We start from the raw sequence: 19,016 nt of genomic DNA on the forward strand, positions 1-19,016 counted from the left end.
CGAGGAGTCGACATGAGCCAGCAGCGACGGGGCGCCAGCTCATTTCCCTTCGCGTCCCTGGCCGAGGATCTGAGCACAACGGTCCACGGCGAGGTGCGCTTCGACCCCGGTTCGCGCAGCGCCTATTCGACCGATTCGTCGAACTACCGACAGGTGCCGATCGGCGTCGTCGTGCCGCGCACGCCCGAGGCAGCGGCCGAAGCCGTCGCCGTGTGCCGCCGGCACGATGTTCCGGTGTTGTCGCGCGGCGGCGGTACCAGCCTTGCCGGGCAATGCTGCAATGTCGGCACCGTGATCGACTGGAGCAAATACTGCACCCGGGTCGATTCCGTCGACGCCGACGCCGCCACGGCGATCGTCGAACCGGGCATCAAGCTCGATGCGTTGAGCCGGCACCTGGCGCGCTACGGCCTGATGGTCGGGCCGAAACCGTCCACCCATGTGAGCTGCACGATCGGCGGCATGATCGGGAACAACTCCTGCGGGTCGACCGCTCAGGCCTACGGCAAGATGGTCGACGCCGTCCGGCGCCTGGAGATCCTCACCTACGACGGCACACGCATGTGGGTGGGGTGTTCCGATGACGCAGAGGTGGAGCGTATCGCGGCCGGCAGCGACCGGGCGGCGCAGATCTACGACGGTCTGCGCTCGATTGTCGATCGGCACCGCGACGACATCCGGTCGCGGTACCCGCACATCCCCCGGCGGGTGTCAGGTTACAACCTCGATTCCTTGTTGCCGGAGAACGGCTTTCACCTCGCCAAGGCGTTGGTGGGCAGCGAGAGCACCCTGGTCACTGTGCTGCGGGCCGAGATCGATCTCGTGAAAGTTCCTGCGGCCACATCGCTGACAGTCCTCGGCTTCGACGATGTCATCGCCGCTGCCGACGCGGTGCCCGCCGTCCTCTCACACCATCCGGCCGCATTGGAGGCCATCGATCACCGACTGGTGTCACTGGAACACAGTCAGCGCCTCGCCGAGCGCGCGCTGCGCGATCTGCCCGAAGGCTCTGGCTGGCTGATGGTCCAGATGAACGGCGACGACCAGCGCGACGCTGATCGCAAGGCGAAAATCCTTGCCCAAGAGCTCCAATCCTGCGCATCAGCACACTCGTTCATCGTCGACGACGCCCAGCACATGAAACAACTCTGGGCAGCACGCGAGGCAGGGCTTGGGGCCACCGCGTTCCCGCCGGACGGCCCGGAGACCCACGAGGGCTGGGAGGATGCCGCTGTACCGCCGGAGCGGCTGGGCGACTATCTTCGTGACTTCCGCGCATTGCTCGACCGTTATGACTACGGGTCGTCCTCGCTCTACGGCCATTTCGGCCAAGGGTGTGTACACACCCGGATTCCGTTCGATCTCCGTACCGCGGCGGGCATCGACACCTACCACCGGTTCACCGTCGATGCCGCCCGGCTCGTCACCCGCTACGGCGGGTCGCTGTCCGGCGAACACGGTGACGGCCAGTCGCGGGCGGAATTGCTGCCGATCATGTTCGGCGACAACGTTGTCCACGCCTTCGAAGAGACCAAGGCACTCTTCGACCCGGGCGACAAGATGAATCCCGGCAAGATCGTCAGGCCACACCGCAACATCGACAATCTACGGCTGGGAACGGATTACCTGCCGTTGGAACCCAAGACGGCTTTCGCCTATCCCGACGTGGCGCACCGCTTCAGCAACGCCGCGAATCGCTGTGTGGGAGTGGGGAAATGCCGCAGTGAGAAGTCGGGGGTGATGTGCCCCAGCTACCGGGCCACCAGAGAAGAGGAGCATTCGACACGAGGCAGATCACGGCTGTTGTTCGAGATGCTGCAGGGCGATGTCATCACCGACGGATGGCGCTCGACCGCCGTGCGGGATGCTCTCGACCTGTGCCTGGCCTGCAAGGGATGCCTCTCGGATTGCCCGGTCAATGTCGACATGGCCACGTACAAAGCGGAATTCCTGCATCACCACTACCGCCACCGGTTGCGGCCGATGGCGCACTACTCGATGGGCTGGCTGCCCCTGTTGGCCCGGCTGGCCTCGACCATGCCCGGGCCGGTCAACGCCGTGGCACATGCCCGTGGCACCTCGACCATGCTCAAGCGCCTGGGCGGGATCGACGAGCGGCGTGCCCTTCCCGAGTTCGCGTCCGCGCGGTTCACCGATTCACCGCAGGCCTGTCCGGCCAGATCCGCCGCCACGCGCGGCACCGTCGTGCTGTGGCCTGACACCTTCACGAACAACTTCGATCCCGACATCGCCCACGACGCCGTCGAGGTGCTCGAAGCCGCCGGATTCGACGTCGAGGTGCCACAACGCGCCGCATGCTGTGGGCTGACCTGGATATCCACCGGCCAACTCGGGGTCGCCAAACGCGTGCTGCGCCGCACACTGCGGATGTTGCGACCGGCGCTGCGTGCCGGTACGCCGATCGTGGTACTGGAACCGAGCTGTGCCGCGGTCTTCAAGTCCGACGCACCCAATCTGCTCTACGGAGATCAGGATGCCCACCGACTTGCCGCACAGACCTACACGATTGGAGAAGTGTTGCAACGCAAGGCCGCAGACTGGCAGCCTCCCCGTCACCCGGCTAGCGCGATGGCGCAACCGCACTGCCACCAGCATGCCGTCCTGCACTATGCGCACGAGAAGCAGCTCCTCGAAAAGGCCGGAATCTCGGTCGAGGTCCTCGATGCGGGATGCTGCGGCCTGGCAGGCAATTTCGGATTCGAGAAGGGCCACTACGACGTATCTGTCGCATGCGCCGAGGACCAGTTGCTCCCCGCGATCAGGCAGGCCGATCCGGAAACCGTGCTTATCGCAGACGGGTTCAGTTGCCGCACCCAGATCCGTGAGTTGACGACGCACTCACAGCCACGACACACCGTTCAGCTCCTCGCTGCTGCACTCCGCGCATCCGAGCAGGCGCGTGCGGCCGGCGCCACCGGAGGCGCCACGCGCTGATGAGTGACGCCGCACTGCTGATCATCGACATGTTCAACGACTACCGGCACGAGGATGCCGACCAACTCGCCGCCAACGTCGCCCAGATTCTCGGGCCGCTGCAGCGGCTGCAGAACGCTGCGCGGGAACACCGGGCGGTCGACATCGTCTACGTCAACGACAACCACGGAAATTTCAACGCCAGCGGCCACGACATCGTCCGCTCGGCGCAGCGTGGGCGCCATCCCGAATTGGTCGAACCGCTGCTGCCCACTGACGGATGCGCGTTTCTCACGAAGGTCAGGCACAGCGTTTTCTACGCCACGGCCCTGGACTATCTCCTGCAACGGTTGGGCACCAAGACCTTGGTCCTGGCCGGGCAGGTCACCGAGCAGTGCATTCTCTACAGCGCGCTGGACGCCTATCTGCGTCATTTCGACGTCGTCATCCCCGCTGATGCCGTGGCGCATATCGACGAAAATCTCGGCACTGCGGCCCTGGAGATGATGAGACGCAACATGGACGCTCGCATCGTCGAATCGGCGCACTGTCTGCCCACGGCGTGCCCTCCCGATGCCGCCCAGTGCTGACATCGCGGCGCAGGCGTCAGACGACGACGCGGAATTCTTTGAGCGAAGGGTCGGCGGGATCCGGCACGTTCATGCCGGCCTCGATACCGGTGCGCAGATATTCGATGACGGCGGTGTCGAGGCGCTCGCCCGGCACCACGGCCGGGATGCCGGGCGGATAGGGCGTGATCTGCTCGGCGGATACGCGGCCCACGGCGTCGGCCGCCGAGACCATCTCGGTGTCGCCGAAGAACGCGTCCCGCGGCAGCATGACTGTCTCCAGCAGAAGCTGACCCGGGTCGGGCAACTGGATCTGCGGCGGGGGGTCGAAATCGCTCGCGGCCGACCGCCAGGCACCGAACGCGTCGAGCAGCCGTCCCGCGGTGTCCTCGTCGTCGGCCATCGACATGGTGGCCAGCACCCGGCGGTGGTCGGACATGCCCATGTCGACGCTGCAGTGCTCGCGAAGCCAGTCGGCCGCTTGATATCCCGATGTCCCGGTTGCCGATACATCGACCAACACCTGCAAGCGGTCGAGGTCGTGTGAGGCCTGCACACCGAGCAGTTCCTGTTCCATCACCGACACCTGGGGCAACCGCCCGAGGGCAGCACGAACCGATTCCGCGGTACCCAGTGCCGCGTCCAGCAACTCCTCACCGCGCTCTACCATCTGGCGTCGCCACCCGTCGATGGCGGCGTACACCAGCACATTGGGGCTCGTGGTCATCAGCAGATCGGCGCACGCCGTCAACCGGTTGCGGTCGATGAGTTCGCCTTGCACATGAAAGACCGAGCCCTGCTCGAAACCCATTCCCATCTTGTGCACGCTGACCACACAGATGTCAGCCCCGGCGTCCATGGCCCACGTCGGAAGGTCGGAGTGGAAGGGCAGGTGCGCGCCCCATGCCTCGTCGACGATCAGCGGCTTGCCCCGCCGATGACAGACCTCGGCTATCCCGCGCAGGTCGGCGCACGTGCCATACGGGCTCGGGCTGACGACCAGCGCACCGTCGGCATCCGGGTACCGCTGCCACGCCTCTTGGACCTGCTGGGGCGACGGCGGGTGCGAAAAGTGCCGGTCCGCGTCCCAGCGCGGGGTGATCCAGCGTGGCTGCAGACCGCCGAACACCAAGCCGGCCACGATCGACTTGTGGCTGTCTCGGCTGACCAGCAGGCCACCGTCACCACCACCGGCCACGGCCATCATGGCCGCCTTGACCGACAACGAGCTTCCGCAGGTCGAGAAATAGGCGTAGGAGGCGCCGACAGCATCTGCCATCAACTCCTCGGCGCAGGCCAGATAGGCCCCACGCGACCGGCGATCGTCGAGACCGCCGTTGGCCAGGACGTCGGCGCGGAACGGGTCGAGGCCCAACACGGCGGTGACGCGCTCGTCGACGCCGCGCCCCTGTCGGTGTCCCGGTGGAGTGAAGCCGTACCGGTTGCGCGCCCGGTAGTCGACCAATGCGTCCAGGATCGGGGCATTTCCGTGTTGCATGGTTTGGGCGTAGCCCGACTACTGCGGGGTCAAACCTGCCGGGTACCCAGTGTCCGGGACACGTGGCGGCATATCCAGAAAACGAAAAGCTGACCCGCCCGGAGAAGGCCGCCCGGAGCGCCAAAACCCCCTGCCCAGCAGCCCTTTTGACGACACTGCCCGTGCCGGACCGCAGCGGCATCCGGATGATTTCGGACCCAGGCAGACGGGGCTGATCTAGTCTTGGGATCGGTTGAGTCGACAGCCTGTCCAGAAACTCGGCGGGTTGAGCAACCAACCCGTCTGAGTGCTTGCATTCAGCGAGGGGGTACCCCGTGACTACTGCGGACAGACAGTCCAAGGCCGCGACATTTCGTCATCACATCAACTGTGGTGGCGCGGACATCGAGGCGCGCCACCAAAACGATTGCATCATCCTGACCGCCACCGGCGAGGTCGACGCGGCCAACGCCGACATCTTCGTCACATCGCTCACCCGCTTCGCCGCGGGACCGCGCGCGGTGATCGTCGATCTGCGTCCGATGAGCTTCATCGGCACGCTGGGGCTTCGCGGACTGCAGTGTTTCGATGACAAATGCTCCCGCTCCGGCACCACTTGGGTGTTGTTGGCGGACCCGGCGATTCCCCGCCTGATCAGCATCGTCTGCCCAGGCCAGCCGTTGCACGTCGTGACCACCTTCCTCGAGGCAAAGCGCGCGGTTCGCCCCGCGGTACCCGCCGAAACCGGCTGAAGCCGGGCGCGGCACGTCACGTTTGGTCTGCCGGTGCCCGGGTAACAGCACTTCATGCCCTCACTGTGGAACGCCGACCGGATCGAATCTGCCACACCCCCGGGCGCGGACAACGCTGTGGACTCGGCCGACGTCGTGATCATCGGTGCGGGTATCACCGGTCTCACGTCGGCAGTACTCCTTGCCCGCGCCGGCAAGCGTGTCGTGGTCGTGGAGGCGCGATGGGTAGGTGCCGGGACGACCGGCAATACCACCGGCAAAGTCAGTGCCCTGCAAGGCACCAAGCTGGCGCGCATCGCTGCCAAGCACGGCCATGACGTCTTGACGGCCTACGTGACGGGCAACGTCGAAGGGCGGGATTGGTTGTTGCGGCACTGCGACGATCACGGGCTGGATGTGCAGCGTGCCGACGATCACGCATACGCGCAAGATCGGCACGGCCTGGCCACGGCGAAGGCGACGCTGGCCGCGTGCCGCACCGCGGGCCTCCACGACGCCCGTTGGGTCCAGCGCGCCGACGTGCCCTTCCCGTTCGTGGGCGGAGTGCAACTGCCCGCTCAGGCCCAGTTGGATCCGATGCCGCTGCTGAACAGCCTGGTGGTCGAGCTGGAGTTGCACGGCGGATCGGTGCTGCAGGGCACGCGTGCCGTATCGGTGACGGGCCTGGGTCCGCTGCAGGTGCACGTTCGTCGTCCGGCAGTGCCCGACGACGAAGGGTGGTCCATCTCGGCCCGGCAGTGCATCCTGGCCACCGGGACGCCGATTCTCGACCGCGGCCTGTTCTTCGCCCGGCTGACGCCCCAGCGTTCCTATTGCATGGCGTTCGACGCACCGGGTGACATCACTCGCTCGATGTTCATCTCGGTCGACTCCCCCACCCGCTCGGTGCGCCACGCACCCACGCCGGCCGGAGACCGGCTGATCGTCGGTGGCGCCGGTCACGTCGTAGGCCGAGCACAGTCACCGGCCAAGGGCATCGCCGAACTCACCGACTGGGTGCAGCAGCATTACCCGGGCGCGACACGAACGCACTTCTGGTCAGCGCAGGACTACACGCCGGCCGGGGATCTCCCGTACGTCGGTCCGCTGCTGCCCAAGCTCGAGAGCATCCAGGTCGCAACAGGTTTCGACAAATGGGGCATGTCCAATGGCGTGGCCGCGGCATTGGCCCTCTCGGCGCGGCTACTCGGTGGCCGCATGGACTGGGCCGATGCCTTTGCCAGTTGGAGCCCACACGATGTGAGCGGCACACCGACCGCGCTGCGGGCGAATCTGGAGGTCGGTCTCAATCTCGCCAAAGGCTGGTTGGCACCGCTGACCAGGCCTGCGGTCGCCCCGTCCGAAGGCCACGGCGCGGTCAGCGGTCCGCCGTGGCGGTTGCGCGCGGAATGCGTGGTCGACGGGGTCACCCATGCCGTCTCGCCGGTGTGCCCGCATCTTGGCGGCATCGTGACGTTCAATGATGCGGACCGTGCTTGGGAGTGCCCGCTGCACGGCTCGCGCTTCGCACCCGACGGCGCGTTGCTGGAAGGGCCTGCGACGCATGGGTTATCCCGTGCCGACGTAGACCGTCTCAGGGGTGATTCGCGGTCGGGTGGGCAATGAGCCGGACCATCGCACCTACCGGCGCAGACCCGTCGCGTCCGAACGATCAGCAGCTTGTCGAACTTCTGCAGGAACTGTTGGCCGCCTATGGCCCGGCCGGTCAGGAAGACGCCGTGCGTGATATCTGCCGGCGAGAACTGACACCCGTCGCCGACCACATCTGGATCGACCCGGCAGGCAACCTGATCGGGGTGATCCGCGGTGGCGACGGTCCTGCCACCACGGTGATGGCCCACCTGGACGAGCTGTCGATGCTGGTGAAACGGGTGGAGCCCGACGGAACTCTGCATCTCACACCGCTGGGCACCATGTATCCGGCGAACTTCGGCCTCGGCCCGGTCACCATCCTGGGCGACCACGAAACGCTCTGCGGTGTCCTTGCCCTGGGTTCCGAGCACACGACGCAGGAAAGTGCCCGGATCTGGCAGACGAAACCCGATCAAGGCGACCGGGCGCTGGACTGGCCTGACGTGTATGTGTTCACCGGCCGCAGCACATCCGAACTCGAGGCAGCGGGCATCGGGCCGGGCACCCGTGTGTGCATCGATCGCAGCAAGCGCACGCTGATCGAAATCGGCGACTATCTGGGTTGCTATTTCATGGACGACCGGGCCGCGGTGCTGGCACTCTTGCGAAGTGCTCGCGAATTACATTCCGGTGCAACGCGTCCGGCCGGAGATGTGTATTTCGTGTTCACCACGAACGAGGAGATCGGCGCGGTGGGAGCCGCGTACGCCAACCGGGCGCTGCCCGCGGAGCTCGCTCTCGCCGTGGAGGTCGGGCCCACCGAGCCCGAGTACGGCACCACCGTGACGGGTGGTCCGATCGTGGCCTACAGCGACGCCGTCTGTGTTTACGACAAGTCCGTCGCCGACCGGCTGATGGACGTATCGCGGCAATTGGGCCTACACCCGCAGGCCGCTGTGCTCGGAGCGTTCCGATCCGACGCCTCGCATGCCAAGGCCGGCGGTCTCACCCCCAAGGCTGGCCTGTTGTGCCTGCCGACGATGAGCACCCACGGGTACGAAGTGATCGCGCGGGAATCGATCCCGCAGCTGGCCGACGTGCTCACGGCGTTTCTCCGGCAGCCAACCGCCGCACAGGCGTGAGGCTCCGGCCCGCCAGGGCTCGGCGGGCCGGAGCTTCACCACTCAGCCGGCCATGAACTGTTCGTAGGCCGAGGCCAGGTCGGCAGGGAGCACCGTGACGTTGCACTGCCGCTGCGCGTCGCCGATCGGCGCCAGGATGTTGCGCAGGTCGTAGTACTCCCCAGGGTTGGCGGTGAAGTACCCGCGCAGGTCGGCCGCGGCCTGATCACGCGGCTTGCCGTAGGCAGCCGTCACCGCGTTGTTGGCACCGGGATGCGCGGCGAGGTACTGGTGCGCCGCACCGGTCACAGAGCTGACCGTGCCCGACAGCGCTTGTGCGCTGCACTGGTCGGGCGCGGCGGAGGCGACGGGCGTGGCGATGGTGGCCGCACATACCCCGCCGAACAGAAATCCCACGCCAATACCGGCAACACCCCGGCGCGCAGTTCTGCTGCTAATTTTCATGATCATTCTTTCTTTGACTGCGAATTGTCATGGATTTCCCCAACCCCGAAATCCACGGTAGCGCGGACCGAAAGCGCTTCGGTGGTACGCGGTTTGCCGTACCCGCGGCTTCGACGCCCGGTAGCCAGTTCGCACTGAGCGAACACCACCGTGCCGTTACGCCCAACCGCCGTGACATTGACCGCATTTCCCGCGAAATTCGCCAGAAAATTGAATCGGACCACAGAAATTCAGCGTTCTTCTTAATGAATCGTGACCTTGGGCGCCCACCGGCGCCGCCCGCGCAGCAGGTCTACTTATCAGGGGCGGCACGGAGGCCGTTCGTTTTTCGGATGTCGATATTCGTTCGGTGGCCTCGCAAGACCACCGTGACCAGGCTTGTCGTGATGTTCGGATAGCCTGGACAAGCTAGGTCGGCTCAGAGCGATGCCGTTGGTCGTTTTGTGCTGTCCAGGGGTGAGTGCGATGTCCGCCGTTCTGCTCGACACCGACGATGTCGGTGCTGCCGAGGCCACGTTGAGCACGATCTTTTCAAAGATTCGGATTCGGACGCCGCACCGCGGCGCTCCCGTCCCGATGCGCCTCGAACGCTCTGTCATCGGGTCGCTCGGCATCGACACCGCCGATTACGGTTGCGCCTTTGGTTACGAGATGGACCCGCCTGCCCAGATTCTGGTGTGCCATGTGGTCAGTGGCGGCGTCGAGCAACGCGCGCCCCATTCGCGCGGCACCCGCTCCGGCCCGGGCGACGTCACCGCGTTCGGACCGCGTGACGCACCCTCGTTCGAGGGACGGGTCCTGCGCGGCCGCTATCACGTGCTCGTGGTCGACCCGAGCACCTTGACCGATATCACGGGCGCACATGATGCCGTGCACATCACCGGCGCCGCCCCCGTCTCGGCCGCGGCCAACCAGCAGCTGGCCAACCTCATCGGTTACCTGCGTCGTTGCGCCACCAATCCACAGCTGCACGGCAACCCTCTGCTGGCCGGGATGTTGGAACAGCATGTAGCCGCCGTACTGCTGGCCACTCTGCCCAATGACTCGACCCTGCAACCGACTGCACAGGATCGTCGCGACAGCACCCCGGTCCTGTTGCGGCGGGCCATCGCATTCATCGATGACAACGCCCACACCGATATTTCACTTGCCGATATCGCTGCCGCTGTCTACGTGACACCCAGGGCCCTGCAGTACCTGTTCCGCCGCCACCGCGACAGCACGCCGATGGAGTATCTGCGCCGTGTCCGGCTGCACAACGCTCATCTCGACCTGCTTGCGGCCGATGAGACGACAATGGTCGGCGAAGTCGCCCGCCGGTGGGGCTTCGCGCACGCCGGCCGATTCGCCGCGTATCACCGGGAACACTATGGGTGCTCGCCGCAGGAACTGCTCAATCCCTTGCCTCGCCCCACCGAGATTACTGGCCACTCTTCCTGACGGTGCCGGTCGGCGCCTGTCCTCCGGTGTGGCGCAGCAGCACGACCGCCGCGATGTGTCCGTGCGGGAACGGGTTGTCAGCTCGCAGAAAATCCAGTGCTGTCGTCACAGATCTGCTCAACCACATGGAGGCTTCACGTACCCGCAGGCAGACCGCGTCAAACCAGCCGAGGACACCTCTCAGCCGGGAAGATTCGTCACGCCCTCATCCCGTGCCGCGAGCCCGTCGATCACGGCCCGCAAGGCGACGCCGACCTGACCGGCAATGTCACTGTGGGCGATGCCGTCGCCGCCGCCCGACACGACACACGGATTCATCACCTCGACGATGACGTTGCCCGCGGTGGCCGGATCAACCCGGACTACGACGTTGCACACCAGCCGCAACTCGCCGGACGGATCACCCTCACCGTCTTGTCGGGTCACGAACTGCGGGTGGCACGCGTCGAGAATCAGGTAACGCTCCATGCCGACGGCATGCTTCTGCCTTATCGTCTCTGTCACGTCCACTTCGTTGGTGACACGGAAGCCGTTCTGCGCCAAGGATTCGCGGGTGCGTTCCAGGGCGTCGCTGAATGAAGTACACAGGACGGTCGCGACGGCGACAGTCATCGCAAACCCCGTTTCTCGCCCGACCCCTGGCTGCACATTGACCTGCCACATCGCGAGCGGACGTTCGCGGTCGCAGGCGGGGCCACGTATCTCCGGCGCCCTATTCGCGGCCGTCCGTTCTGACGGACAGCGATGCCACGACGATACCGTCGCCCGGCGCAACTGTCTGTTGACCAGAGCTGTGGATCGGTCGTTTGATTTCCGCTGCCGCCCTTCGCCTTTCAATGATCTTGTTTTCCCCGTTACGGATATCCGTAACATGGCGCCATGGCGGCCACACGCAAGCACTGTTGGCAATGCGGCGCGTCGTTCTACGGTCGGGCCGACGCGCGCTACTGCACCGGCTCATGCCGACAGAAGGCGTACCGAGAACGCGCTCACCGGCAAGCCGCGACGGACACGCTGCCGACACCCGCCCTTGCCGATGCGATCGCCGTCGCCCGGCAAACCCGTTCGAAAGCCCGCGCGGCCCGTGAGCGCGCCGCCGGTGCACGGCAGGCCTCGATCGAAGTGCGCGCAAAGATGCATCGCGGGTAGCGCTCAGTCCCGGGGTTGTCAGACGTTCGCGGAATGCGGGTATCCGCACGTTGACTTTCAAGGCGTGCAGAGAGGCAGTGTCGTGTCGGGATCGGATGCTTTTGAGCGGCTGGTCGGCCAGCTGGATTACCCCATGTTCGTCGTCACCACCGCGGTCCAGGGTCGCCGCGCGGGCTGCCTCGTCGGCTTTGCGAGTCAATGCAGCATCCAGCCACCGCGGTTTCTGGTCGGGCTGTCCAAGCGCAACTACACCTACCGCATCGCTCGCGATGCGGATCATTTGGCGGTGCATGTAGTGAGCCGTCAACACGCGGAGCTGGCTCGGTTGTTCGGCGGCCAGACCGGAGACACGTGTGACAAGTTCGCTCGCTGCAGCTGGCACGTCGGGACGCAGAACATGCCGATCCTCGATGATGCGGCGGCATGGTTCGTCGGCAAGATACTCACCCGCGTCGACACCGGTGATCATGTCGGCCATCTGCTGGAGCCGGTGGCGGGACAGGCACCGGCCGCGCTCGGTCAACTGGTCACCCTGACCGACGTCGCGGATCTCGATCCCGGGCATGACGCGTGAAATTCCCGCCGCGTGACATCGGCCGCCACGTGAGCAGGGCAGTCATACGAGCAGCGACGCGGCCAACCGCAGGTCGGCCACCAGCCCGTCATAGGCCGCGTCACGTCCCTCTCGCGGCGTGCGCAGTACCGCGGACGGGTGGATGCTCACCACCACCTGCAGATCGTTGTCAGGCACGCCCGGATCCGGTGGCCGCAACACCTCGCCGCGGTGCGCAGAAAGACGGAAGTCGTTTCCCATCAACGCTTTTGCCGCCGTGGCACCGAGCAGCACCAGTACGTCGGGCTGTACGGCGCCGAGTTCGGCGAACAACCATGGCCGGCAGGCGACGACCTCGGTGCGGCTCGGCGTCTTGTGGATGCGGCGCTTCTGACCGGCCGCCCGGGTGAACTTGAAATGTTTGACGGCGTTGGTCAGATAGACCTGCTCCCTGGTGATCTCGGCGGCCAGCAGAGCGTCGTCGAGAACTCGACCGGCCGGTCCGACGAAAGGCTTACCGTCGCGGTCCTCGTGATCACCGGGCTGCTCGCCGACCAGCATCATGGTGGCGGCCGCGGGCCCGGCGCCGAACACGGCCTGCGTCGTGCCCTGGAACAGATCGCACCCCCGACAGCCCTGCACTGCGCCGGCGAGGCGACCGAGGTCCACGGTCTCGGGAACGTACGCGGCTGCGCCTTCGACATGTCTGGCCGTCATGATCTGGCTCCTCCAACTGAACGTCCGAGCTTGGTCACCGCATGGTCGGACGTGTCGCCGTCGACGGCACTGCCCTGCGCCGCAGGCCTCTGGTTCATCAGCACCCGTACGGCGCTGTTGACGAACGCAATGGTCGGCACCGCCACCAGCGCCCCCACCACCCCGGCCAAAACCCCGCCCGCGGTGATACCGAGGACTACGGCCAGCGGATGGATGGAGACCGCGCGACCCATCACGAGGGGCTGCAGAACGTGCGCCTCGATCTGCATGACGGCCACGATGACCCCGAGCGTGATGAGTGCGTACAGCAGCCCTTTGGCCAGCAGTGCCACCACGATCGCCAGAAATCCGGACACCAATGCCCCGATCAATGGGATGAACGCACCGAGGAACACCACCGATGCCAGCGGCAACGCAAGCGGTATGCCCATGATGGCCAGCGCGGTCCCGATGCCCGCGGCGTCGACGAGCGCGACGAGGGACGTCGCACGGATGTAGCCGATCAATGAGTGGAATCCGGCGTTGCCGGCCTTGCGAATCCCGTCGCGCACGTTCAACGGCACGATCAGCGTGACGAATCGCCAGATGTTCCGGCCGTCGAGGAGGAAGAAGATCACGGTGAAAAGCCCCAGCAACGCGCCGGTGAGGATCTCCGACAACGTGCCCGCGGTGGACAACGCCCCGGTGGTGAGTTGTTCCTGGTGGTTGCGCAAAGACTGGATCGCCGTGTCGCCGGCATGGTTGATCTGGTCGGGGCTGAGGTGAGCCGGTCCATTGATCAGCCAGTCGCGTGTCGAATCGATGCTGTGGGTGACCTGCTCGACCAAACCGGGGACGCCGTCGATGAATTGGGTGATGACGAACGCCAGTATTCCGCTCACCACGGCCAGCCCGGCCACCATCACCAATGCGACCGCCACTCCGCGTGGTGCGCCGAACCGGTCGAGTAGATCCACCACGGGCAGCAGCAGCGCCGTGACGAGCAGCGCCAGCGCCACCGGCACCACCACCACGCCGAGGCGACGCAACACCTCGAGCAACACCACCGCGGCCGCCGCGATCACGAGCAGACGCCACGCCCACGCCGCGGTCCGCCGCACAACCGGTGTCACCGCCGCGTCATCTCCACGAGGCCCCGACAACGGCATGCCCGTGGGGTTGCCGTGACCGGACCACTCGAAACCGGTAACCCACAAGCCGGGGCGTCCGGTTTGGCCGACCACGGCGACGGGCAATCTTCGGTGATGGCACGAGAAGACGACAACATGCTCGACCAGCAGGAAAGCCTCGACTCCGACGAGGTGCGCAACGACGACGGGGACCAGACGGTGGATCCACCCGAACAATGGATCGAACCGAAGGAAAACGAGTCGCTGGACGATCGGCTCTCCGAGGAAGCCCCTGAGGTGTCGCCCGACGACGTGGGGACCGATCCGGATGCCGAAACGCCGCTGCGCGGATCCGAATCGGAGCCGGACGCGCTCACGCGCAACGAGCAGGCGCGCACCAAGGGACAGATCGACGGCACGCCGGAGGACGGCGATTCGTTCTACGACGTCGTCGAATGACGCTGCCCGTCACGCTTCTTCGAGGGCTGACCCGAGTTCTTGCGCGACCTTGCTGTGGTGATTGTCGGCCAGCGCATGCCCCACGCCGAGCACCAGCGCCACCGGCCACTCGATGATCTCGGCGGCGGCCAGGACGGCGACGGCGCCGTAGTAGACCAGCCGCTCGGGTTGCCGGATGCGCACTTTGCCCACTACGGGCAGGCCGATCTCCACGCTGTCGACGTCACGCACCCGCTCGTTGACGGTCAGGTGATGCTTCGTGGACGACTTCTGCTCCATCTCATTCCCCTCTCGTGCCGTGAGCGCGCATAAACCGCGTCGCGAGCGCGGCAATACCGGTCGCGACGGCCGCACAGCTCAGAGCTTGTGCCCAACCCAGTGGACCCAGCGGTGTGTTGCCCAGCAGATGGCTCAATCCGGGCGTGCTGATGACGACGCCGAGCGCCAGCAGGGAACCCGCCGCTGTGCCGATCACCAACGCACTGCGTGAGTCGATCAGCGTCTGACCCAGTTGCGCTGCGACCAACGCGATCAGCGCGATCGTCGATGCCCGGCTGCGGCGCCCGGTCATCAGGCCCACCATCCACGCCGCGGTCGCGGCACTGGCCGTGGTCGCACCACGTATCCCGACTGTGCGCCACAACGCGGCCTGATCTGGTCCGCCAGCCCCAGACTGCGACCCGGCATCGGGCGGAGCCACCGCCAGAGCCGCTGCCGGCAACGCGTCGGTCAGCATGTTCACCAGGAGCAGTTGCCTGGTGTTCAGCGGCGCCCGCCCGGTGAGCGCGGTCCCCGCCACCGCGAACGCCACCTCACCGGCGTTGCCGCCCAACAGGATCGACACTGCGGCCTGGACCCGGTCCCACAGCTGACGCCCTTCGTCCAGCGCATCCAACAGTGAGCAGATGCGGCCGTCGAGCAGCATCACATCGGCTGCGGTACGGGCGGGATCGCTGCCCCGCGAGGCGACTCCGATGCCGACCGTCGCGGTTCTGATCGCGGCGGCATCGTTGGCGCCGTCGCCGACCATGGCGCACACCAGGCCGGACTTCTCCAGCATCTCCACCACTTGCATCTTGTGCTCGGGAGACATGCGGGCGAAGACAACTCCCTCGCACACCGCCCGCTCCCGCAGTCGGCGCGGCATCGACTCCCACTGCGAGCCACTGATCACATCGTCGACGGATACGGACAACCCCAGCCGGGTGGCAATCGCTGCGGCGGTCACCGGATGGTCGCCGGTGATCAACCGGATCCCGATACCACGATCGGTGAGGCTCGCCAGGACCTGCTCGGCATCCGGCCGCGGGGTGTCGGACAACCCGAGCAGCCCGCTGTAGCACAGATTCTCGACGCACAACGCCGCGAACAGCTCGGAGTCCCCGCGGGCTGCCGCCGCCTGACGCTGCGAGAGTTCCCGATGCGCGACCGCGATGACGCGCAAACCGTCGGCCGCCATGGCCTGGACCTGCTGCCACACGTCGGCCGTTGTTTTGCCGTCGCACCCGGCGAGCACCACCTCGGGGGCGCCCTTCACGCACAGCCGCATTCCGCTGATGGACGCCGAGAACGGCCGACCCGAACGAAACGGCAGATGTATTGCGTCGGTGTCCATTTCGGCCATCCCCGTGCCGCGCGCCGCTTCGGCGACTGCAAGGTCGGTCGCGTGTTCGTGGCGGTCGCCGTTCGGCGGCGGTGTGGCCGAACCTGCTTGCGCGAGAACGTGTTCAGTGGAGACCCCGGTTGCCCGGTGGACCTGTACGACGCGCAACCGGTTTTCGCTCAGCGTGCCGGTCTTGTCGAAGCAGACGACATCGACGCGACCGAGGGCTTCCACGGAGCGTGGTGCGCGGACCAGCACACCGCAACGAGTGAGCCGCCGCGCCGAAGCCTGCTGCGCCAGGGTCGCCACCAGTGGCAGGCCTTCGGGCACCGCCGCCACGCCGACCGCCACCCCGCTGCTCACGGCCTCGCGCAGACCGGTGCGCCGCAGCAACCCGAGCCCGCTGACCAACGCACCGCCGAAGAGACTGAACGGCCAGGCCTTGTTCGTCAAAGTGCGCAGCTGGCTCTGCAATCCGACGTCGGGCGCTCGCGTGCGAATGCCGTGGACCGCACGGTGTGCCTGGGTGTCGGCGCCCACCGCGGTGACGATGGCGACTGCGTATCCCGCGACCACGGTCGTGGTCGCATGCAGCATGCAGGCCCGTTCGGCCAGCGGGGCGGCCGGTGTCTCATGGACGTGTTTGACCACGGGCAGCGATTCACCGGTCAACGCGGACTCGTCGACCTCGACATCGACAGCCTCGGTGAGCCGGGCATCGGCAGGCACCACTTCGCCCGCTGCGACCACGATCACGTCGCCCGGACGGAGCTCGGCGCTGCCGACGTTGTGTACCTGTCCGTCGGCAGACATCCTGCGCGCCACCGGATCTTGCCCCGTGATCAGCCTTCTGAGGAGCCGTTCGGCACGAACGCGCTGGGCGGCGGCCAGCACCGCATTGCCGCCCAGCACCGACCCCACCAGGACCGCATCGACCGGGGATCCGAGGACCGCACTGGCCGCGGCCCCTACGGCGAGCACGGGGGTCAGCGGGTCGGACAACTCGTCGCGGACCGCCTCGGTGAAGTCGGTGACCGCGCGTACCAACGGGCCCGCAACCGAGCGGGTGCCGCGCAGCATCGCCACTGCGCTGCCGCTCATCCGCGCGCGCGGCCTTCGAAGCGGATCGGGCGGAGCCGGCAGCAGCGAACGGACCTGCTGCGGTGTCATCGCGTGCCACTCATGGACCGTTGCCGCAGAGGGGGTTTCGCATTTCAGTGCGTTGCGCGCCAGCGTCAGACCGGTCCACGCTCCGGCACCCGCACCCGCGGTGACCGGCCCGGGTCCGCGGCCGCGGACACCGGGGATCATCAACAACGCACCGAGCAGCGATCCTCCGACGGCCAGCTCGACGCCACGATGACTGGCCCGGCGCGCGGCGGGCAGGGCATGCAGTACATGCCAGACGCCGGCCAGGTCGTCGCACAACAGATCGGCATGCCATACGCCGGTATCCCCGTTGGCGATGCCGATGGCCACATCGGCGTCGGCGAGAGCCTGGGCTGCGACGGCTGACACCACCGCCACCGTATGTCCGTTGCGCTGCAGCGCGGCCACCGCGGCTGCCAACGCTTCGTCGAGGGACGACACACAGTCGGCCAGGTCGTCGAACCCGGCGCGCAGTTCGTCGAGGCGCTCGACATCGAGGGAGACCGCAAGCGTCTCGTCGCCCTGCAGTTCGCCGATGAGCGCGCCGGCCAGCGGATGGTGGGCCGGGCGCACCAGTACCTCACCCGGTGCCGCGCCGTCGCGGACCCGCTGCCATCCGGGCTGGAGTGCACCGCGGCCCAATGCTTCCTGCGCCCAACGCCATACCGGTCGCCGGTCGTCCTCTTCGACATCGCGGATGCGACCTACCCGCAGTTCGTCCCCTTCGAGGGCGCGCGGGTCGAGCACGACGGCGTCGATGCGGTCGAGGCTGCGCAGCGCGGCGGGCCGCAGCGTCAGCACACCTCGGTCGGTGAGCCCGCGGCCGAGCGTAGCGGCGAACGACTCGCGACAGTTGCGGGCCGCTTTGGGCGCGGCGATGACCGCCGCGGTGGCCATGGCGCCCACGTCTGTGGCGATCACTCCGGCCGCGAGGCCTCCGCACACTTGGGCGGCTGCCGCCCGGTCGCTGTACCGTTCGACCGGACCCGGGGGCCGTGGGCACGGCCGGGGCGCGGGCCGCACGCCGTCGACGCATTCGACGCGCTCGGCCATCAGCGGTTCACGTCGCGACCAAGCCTGTGCGGCGGCCCGAATTTCAGCCGCTCTCAGCGCCTTTACCAGGAAATCGACCGCGAGCGACCCGGGCGCCTGGGTGAGGGCGTAACTCAAGGCAGTGACCAGCCCCAGTCCGGTGTCTGCGGCGGTGGCGCCGAACCGGTCTTCGAGCGCGCGGCGCAGGCGGGGCTGATAATCGACCACGTTGACCACCGCGTTGAGTGCGCTGGGCACCCGGGGCAACGGAAGTAGCCGACCGGTCACCGCCACTGCGAGCCCACACGCGTTCACGGCCGCCACCGCGAGCGCACCCGCGTAGGTTGCGCCGTCGCCGGGCAGATCGGTCGGCGTCCGGTGCGCTCCTGGTGATCCCGCCTGGCGCTCAGCTGTGGCCACCGCTGCGCAGAGTTCGCTCAGCACAGCTGAATCCGGGTCCACCCGCACGATGGCCCGGGACAGCGGGTAGTTCAGTTTCACCGCCAAGACCCCGGGCCTGCGCTCGAGCAGCCGTATCACCGCGGTGCCGAGATCACCTCCGGGCTCGGTCTCGCCGAGCCCGCGCACCTCGATCCAGCACCGATCGCCGGCTTGCCGGCATCGGCGGGAGGCGCTGGCGCCGACTACTTCTGACACGGCACCGGCCACGGACCGCAGCATCCCGTCGCCGGCGCGGACCGGCCGCTCGAGCAGTGCTGCACTGGCCACGGTCAGCGACATCGCCGTGCAGATGCCGGCGTTCGCCATGCGGAATGGGAGGAGCGCCGCGCCCTGCAATGTTCGCGGAAGATGCACGGGTGGCCTTACTTTCCGGCGGGCGCCTTGGCTTTCCGTGCCGTGGCCGCGGTGCGGGATCTACGCCTGGCCGGCGGCCACGCGGCAGTTTCCGTGACC

General features: G+C 67.0%; 16 protein-coding genes. 9 read left to right on the forward strand and 7 right to left on the reverse strand.

From position 1 onward, the window contains the following. Positions 1-12 precede the first annotated feature (12 nt). Together BTO20_RS26375 and BTO20_RS26380 are read left to right on the forward strand one after the other, a co-directional pair. Positions 13-2,955 carry an FAD-binding and (Fe-S)-binding domain-containing protein gene (locus tag BTO20_RS26375; protein WP_087078958.1) on the forward strand — a complete coding sequence of 981 codons (2,943 nt, stop codon included), beginning with the start codon at positions 13-15 and terminating at the stop codon, positions 2,953-2,955. Then, entirely contained in the window at positions 2,955-3,524 is a 570-nt protein-coding gene (locus tag BTO20_RS26380) for an isochorismatase family cysteine hydrolase (RefSeq protein WP_087078959.1), read from the forward strand. The genes BTO20_RS26375 and BTO20_RS26380 overlap by 1 nt, the downstream gene beginning before the upstream one ends. Before the next feature lie 16 nt (positions 3,525-3,540). Here BTO20_RS26380 and BTO20_RS26385 read toward each other — a convergent pair whose 3' ends face one another. After that, positions 3,541-5,001 carry an aminotransferase class I/II-fold pyridoxal phosphate-dependent enzyme gene (locus BTO20_RS26385; RefSeq protein WP_087078960.1) on the reverse strand — a complete coding sequence of 487 codons (1,461 nt, stop codon included), beginning with the start codon at positions 4,999-5,001 and terminating at the stop codon, positions 3,541-3,543. A gap of 314 nt (positions 5,002-5,315) precedes the next feature. Here BTO20_RS26385 and BTO20_RS26390 point away from each other — a divergent pair, with 314 nt between their 5' ends. From BTO20_RS26390 to BTO20_RS26400, 3 genes are read left to right on the forward strand one after another with little or no spacing between them, the layout of a single operon-like run. Then, positions 5,316-5,732 (forward strand): STAS domain-containing protein, encoded by a 417-nt coding sequence (locus BTO20_RS26390; protein ID WP_157680328.1) that lies wholly within the window; start codon positions 5,316-5,318, stop codon positions 5,730-5,732. Positions 5,733-5,786: 54 nt separating this feature from the next. Continuing rightward, positions 5,787-7,337 (forward strand): FAD-dependent oxidoreductase, encoded by a 1,551-nt coding sequence (locus tag BTO20_RS26395; protein WP_087078962.1) that lies wholly within the window; start codon positions 5,787-5,789, stop codon positions 7,335-7,337. Beyond that, positions 7,334-8,446 carry a M42 family metallopeptidase gene (locus tag BTO20_RS26400; protein WP_087078963.1) on the forward strand — a complete coding sequence of 371 codons (1,113 nt, stop codon included), beginning with the start codon at positions 7,334-7,336 and terminating at the stop codon, positions 8,444-8,446. The genes BTO20_RS26395 and BTO20_RS26400 overlap by 4 nt, the downstream gene beginning before the upstream one ends. 42 nt (positions 8,447-8,488) lie before the next feature. Here BTO20_RS26400 and BTO20_RS26405 read toward each other — a convergent pair whose 3' ends face one another. Continuing rightward, positions 8,489-8,890, reverse strand: coding sequence for a heme-binding protein (locus tag BTO20_RS26405; RefSeq protein WP_087082707.1), 402 nt, complete (start codon positions 8,888-8,890; stop codon positions 8,489-8,491). A gap of 465 nt (positions 8,891-9,355) precedes the next feature. On the opposite strand from BTO20_RS26405, the gene BTO20_RS26410 reads away from it, so the two are divergent. Next, positions 9,356-10,330 (forward strand): AraC family transcriptional regulator, encoded by a 975-nt coding sequence (locus BTO20_RS26410; protein ID WP_087078964.1) that lies wholly within the window; start codon positions 9,356-9,358, stop codon positions 10,328-10,330. Positions 10,331-10,510: 180 nt separating this feature from the next. Here BTO20_RS26410 and BTO20_RS39515 read toward each other — a convergent pair whose 3' ends face one another. After that, on the reverse strand, positions 10,511-10,942 hold the full coding sequence (locus BTO20_RS39515; protein WP_157680329.1) for a DUF302 domain-containing protein: 432 nt from the start codon (positions 10,940-10,942) through the stop codon (positions 10,511-10,513). 267 nt (positions 10,943-11,209) lie between these two features. On the opposite strand from BTO20_RS39515, the gene BTO20_RS26420 reads away from it, so the two are divergent. Further along, positions 11,210-11,479, forward strand: coding sequence for a hypothetical protein (locus BTO20_RS26420; RefSeq protein WP_087078966.1), 270 nt, complete (start codon positions 11,210-11,212; stop codon positions 11,477-11,479). A gap of 82 nt (positions 11,480-11,561) precedes the next feature. After that, positions 11,562-12,053, forward strand: a complete 492-nt coding sequence (locus tag BTO20_RS26425; protein ID WP_332460232.1) for a flavin reductase family protein — start codon at positions 11,562-11,564, stop codon at positions 12,051-12,053. Positions 12,054-12,095: 42 nt separating this feature from the next. On the opposite strand, the gene BTO20_RS26430 is transcribed toward BTO20_RS26425, so the two are convergent. Together BTO20_RS26430 and BTO20_RS26435 are read right to left on the reverse strand one after the other, a co-directional pair. Continuing rightward, positions 12,096-12,749: a UdgX family uracil-DNA binding protein gene (locus tag BTO20_RS26430; RefSeq protein ID WP_087078967.1), complete on the reverse strand. Its 654-nt coding sequence runs from the start codon at positions 12,747-12,749 to the stop codon at positions 12,096-12,098. Continuing rightward, entirely contained in the window at positions 12,746-13,897 is a 1,152-nt protein-coding gene (locus tag BTO20_RS26435) for an AI-2E family transporter (RefSeq protein ID WP_087082711.1), read from the reverse strand. The genes BTO20_RS26430 and BTO20_RS26435 overlap by 4 nt, the downstream gene beginning before the upstream one ends. A gap of 96 nt (positions 13,898-13,993) precedes the next feature. On the opposite strand from BTO20_RS26435, the gene BTO20_RS26440 reads away from it, so the two are divergent. After that, positions 13,994-14,317 (forward strand): hypothetical protein, encoded by a 324-nt coding sequence (locus BTO20_RS26440; RefSeq protein WP_087082713.1) that lies wholly within the window; start codon positions 13,994-13,996, stop codon positions 14,315-14,317. A gap of 9 nt (positions 14,318-14,326) precedes the next feature. Here the strand turns inward: BTO20_RS26440 and BTO20_RS26445 are convergent, their stop codons facing one another. Together BTO20_RS26445 and BTO20_RS26450 are read right to left on the reverse strand one after the other, a co-directional pair. Beyond that, positions 14,327-14,596 (reverse strand): hypothetical protein, encoded by a 270-nt coding sequence (locus BTO20_RS26445; protein ID WP_087078968.1) that lies wholly within the window; start codon positions 14,594-14,596, stop codon positions 14,327-14,329. A gap of 1 nt (position 14,597) precedes the next feature. Then, entirely contained in the window at positions 14,598-18,869 is a 4,272-nt protein-coding gene (locus BTO20_RS26450) for an HAD-IC family P-type ATPase (RefSeq protein ID WP_232490858.1), read from the reverse strand. Positions 18,870-19,016: the final 147 nt, after the last annotated feature.

The sequence above is a fragment of the Mycobacterium dioxanotrophicus genome, assembly GCF_002157835.1.
Classification (GTDB): Bacteria; Actinomycetota; Actinomycetes; order Mycobacteriales; family Mycobacteriaceae; genus Mycobacterium; species Mycobacterium dioxanotrophicus.

Coding starts and splice junctions, on each gene's coding strand:
- BTO20_RS26420 (WP_087078966.1), top strand. CDS start 11,210: ATGGCGGCCACACGCAAGCACTGTTGGCAATGCGGCGCGTCGTTCTAC.
- BTO20_RS26410 (WP_087078964.1), top strand. CDS start 9,356: ATGTCCGCCGTTCTGCTCGACACCGACGATGTCGGTGCTGCCGAGGCC.
- BTO20_RS26430 (WP_087078967.1), bottom strand. CDS start 12,749: ATGACGGCCAGACATGTCGAAGGCGCAGCCGCGTACGTTCCCGAGACC.
- BTO20_RS26395 (WP_087078962.1), top strand. CDS start 5,787: ATGCCCTCACTGTGGAACGCCGACCGGATCGAATCTGCCACACCCCCG.
- BTO20_RS26380 (WP_087078959.1), top strand. CDS start 2,955: ATGAGTGACGCCGCACTGCTGATCATCGACATGTTCAACGACTACCGG.
- BTO20_RS39515 (WP_157680329.1), bottom strand. CDS start 10,942: ATGACTGTCGCCGTCGCGACCGTCCTGTGTACTTCATTCAGCGACGCC.
- BTO20_RS26440 (WP_087082713.1), top strand. CDS start 13,994: ATGGCACGAGAAGACGACAACATGCTCGACCAGCAGGAAAGCCTCGAC.
- BTO20_RS26405 (WP_087082707.1), bottom strand. CDS start 8,890: ATGAAAATTAGCAGCAGAACTGCGCGCCGGGGTGTTGCCGGTATTGGC.
- BTO20_RS26435 (WP_087082711.1), bottom strand. CDS start 13,897: ATGCCGTTGTCGGGGCCTCGTGGAGATGACGCGGCGGTGACACCGGTT.
- BTO20_RS26450 (WP_232490858.1), bottom strand. CDS start 18,869: ATGGCGAACGCCGGCATCTGCACGGCGATGTCGCTGACCGTGGCCAGT.
- BTO20_RS26400 (WP_087078963.1), top strand. CDS start 7,334: ATGAGCCGGACCATCGCACCTACCGGCGCAGACCCGTCGCGTCCGAAC.
- BTO20_RS26375 (WP_087078958.1), top strand. CDS start 13: ATGAGCCAGCAGCGACGGGGCGCCAGCTCATTTCCCTTCGCGTCCCTG.
- BTO20_RS26445 (WP_087078968.1), bottom strand. CDS start 14,596: ATGGAGCAGAAGTCGTCCACGAAGCATCACCTGACCGTCAACGAGCGG.
- BTO20_RS26385 (WP_087078960.1), bottom strand. CDS start 5,001: ATGCAACACGGAAATGCCCCGATCCTGGACGCATTGGTCGACTACCGG.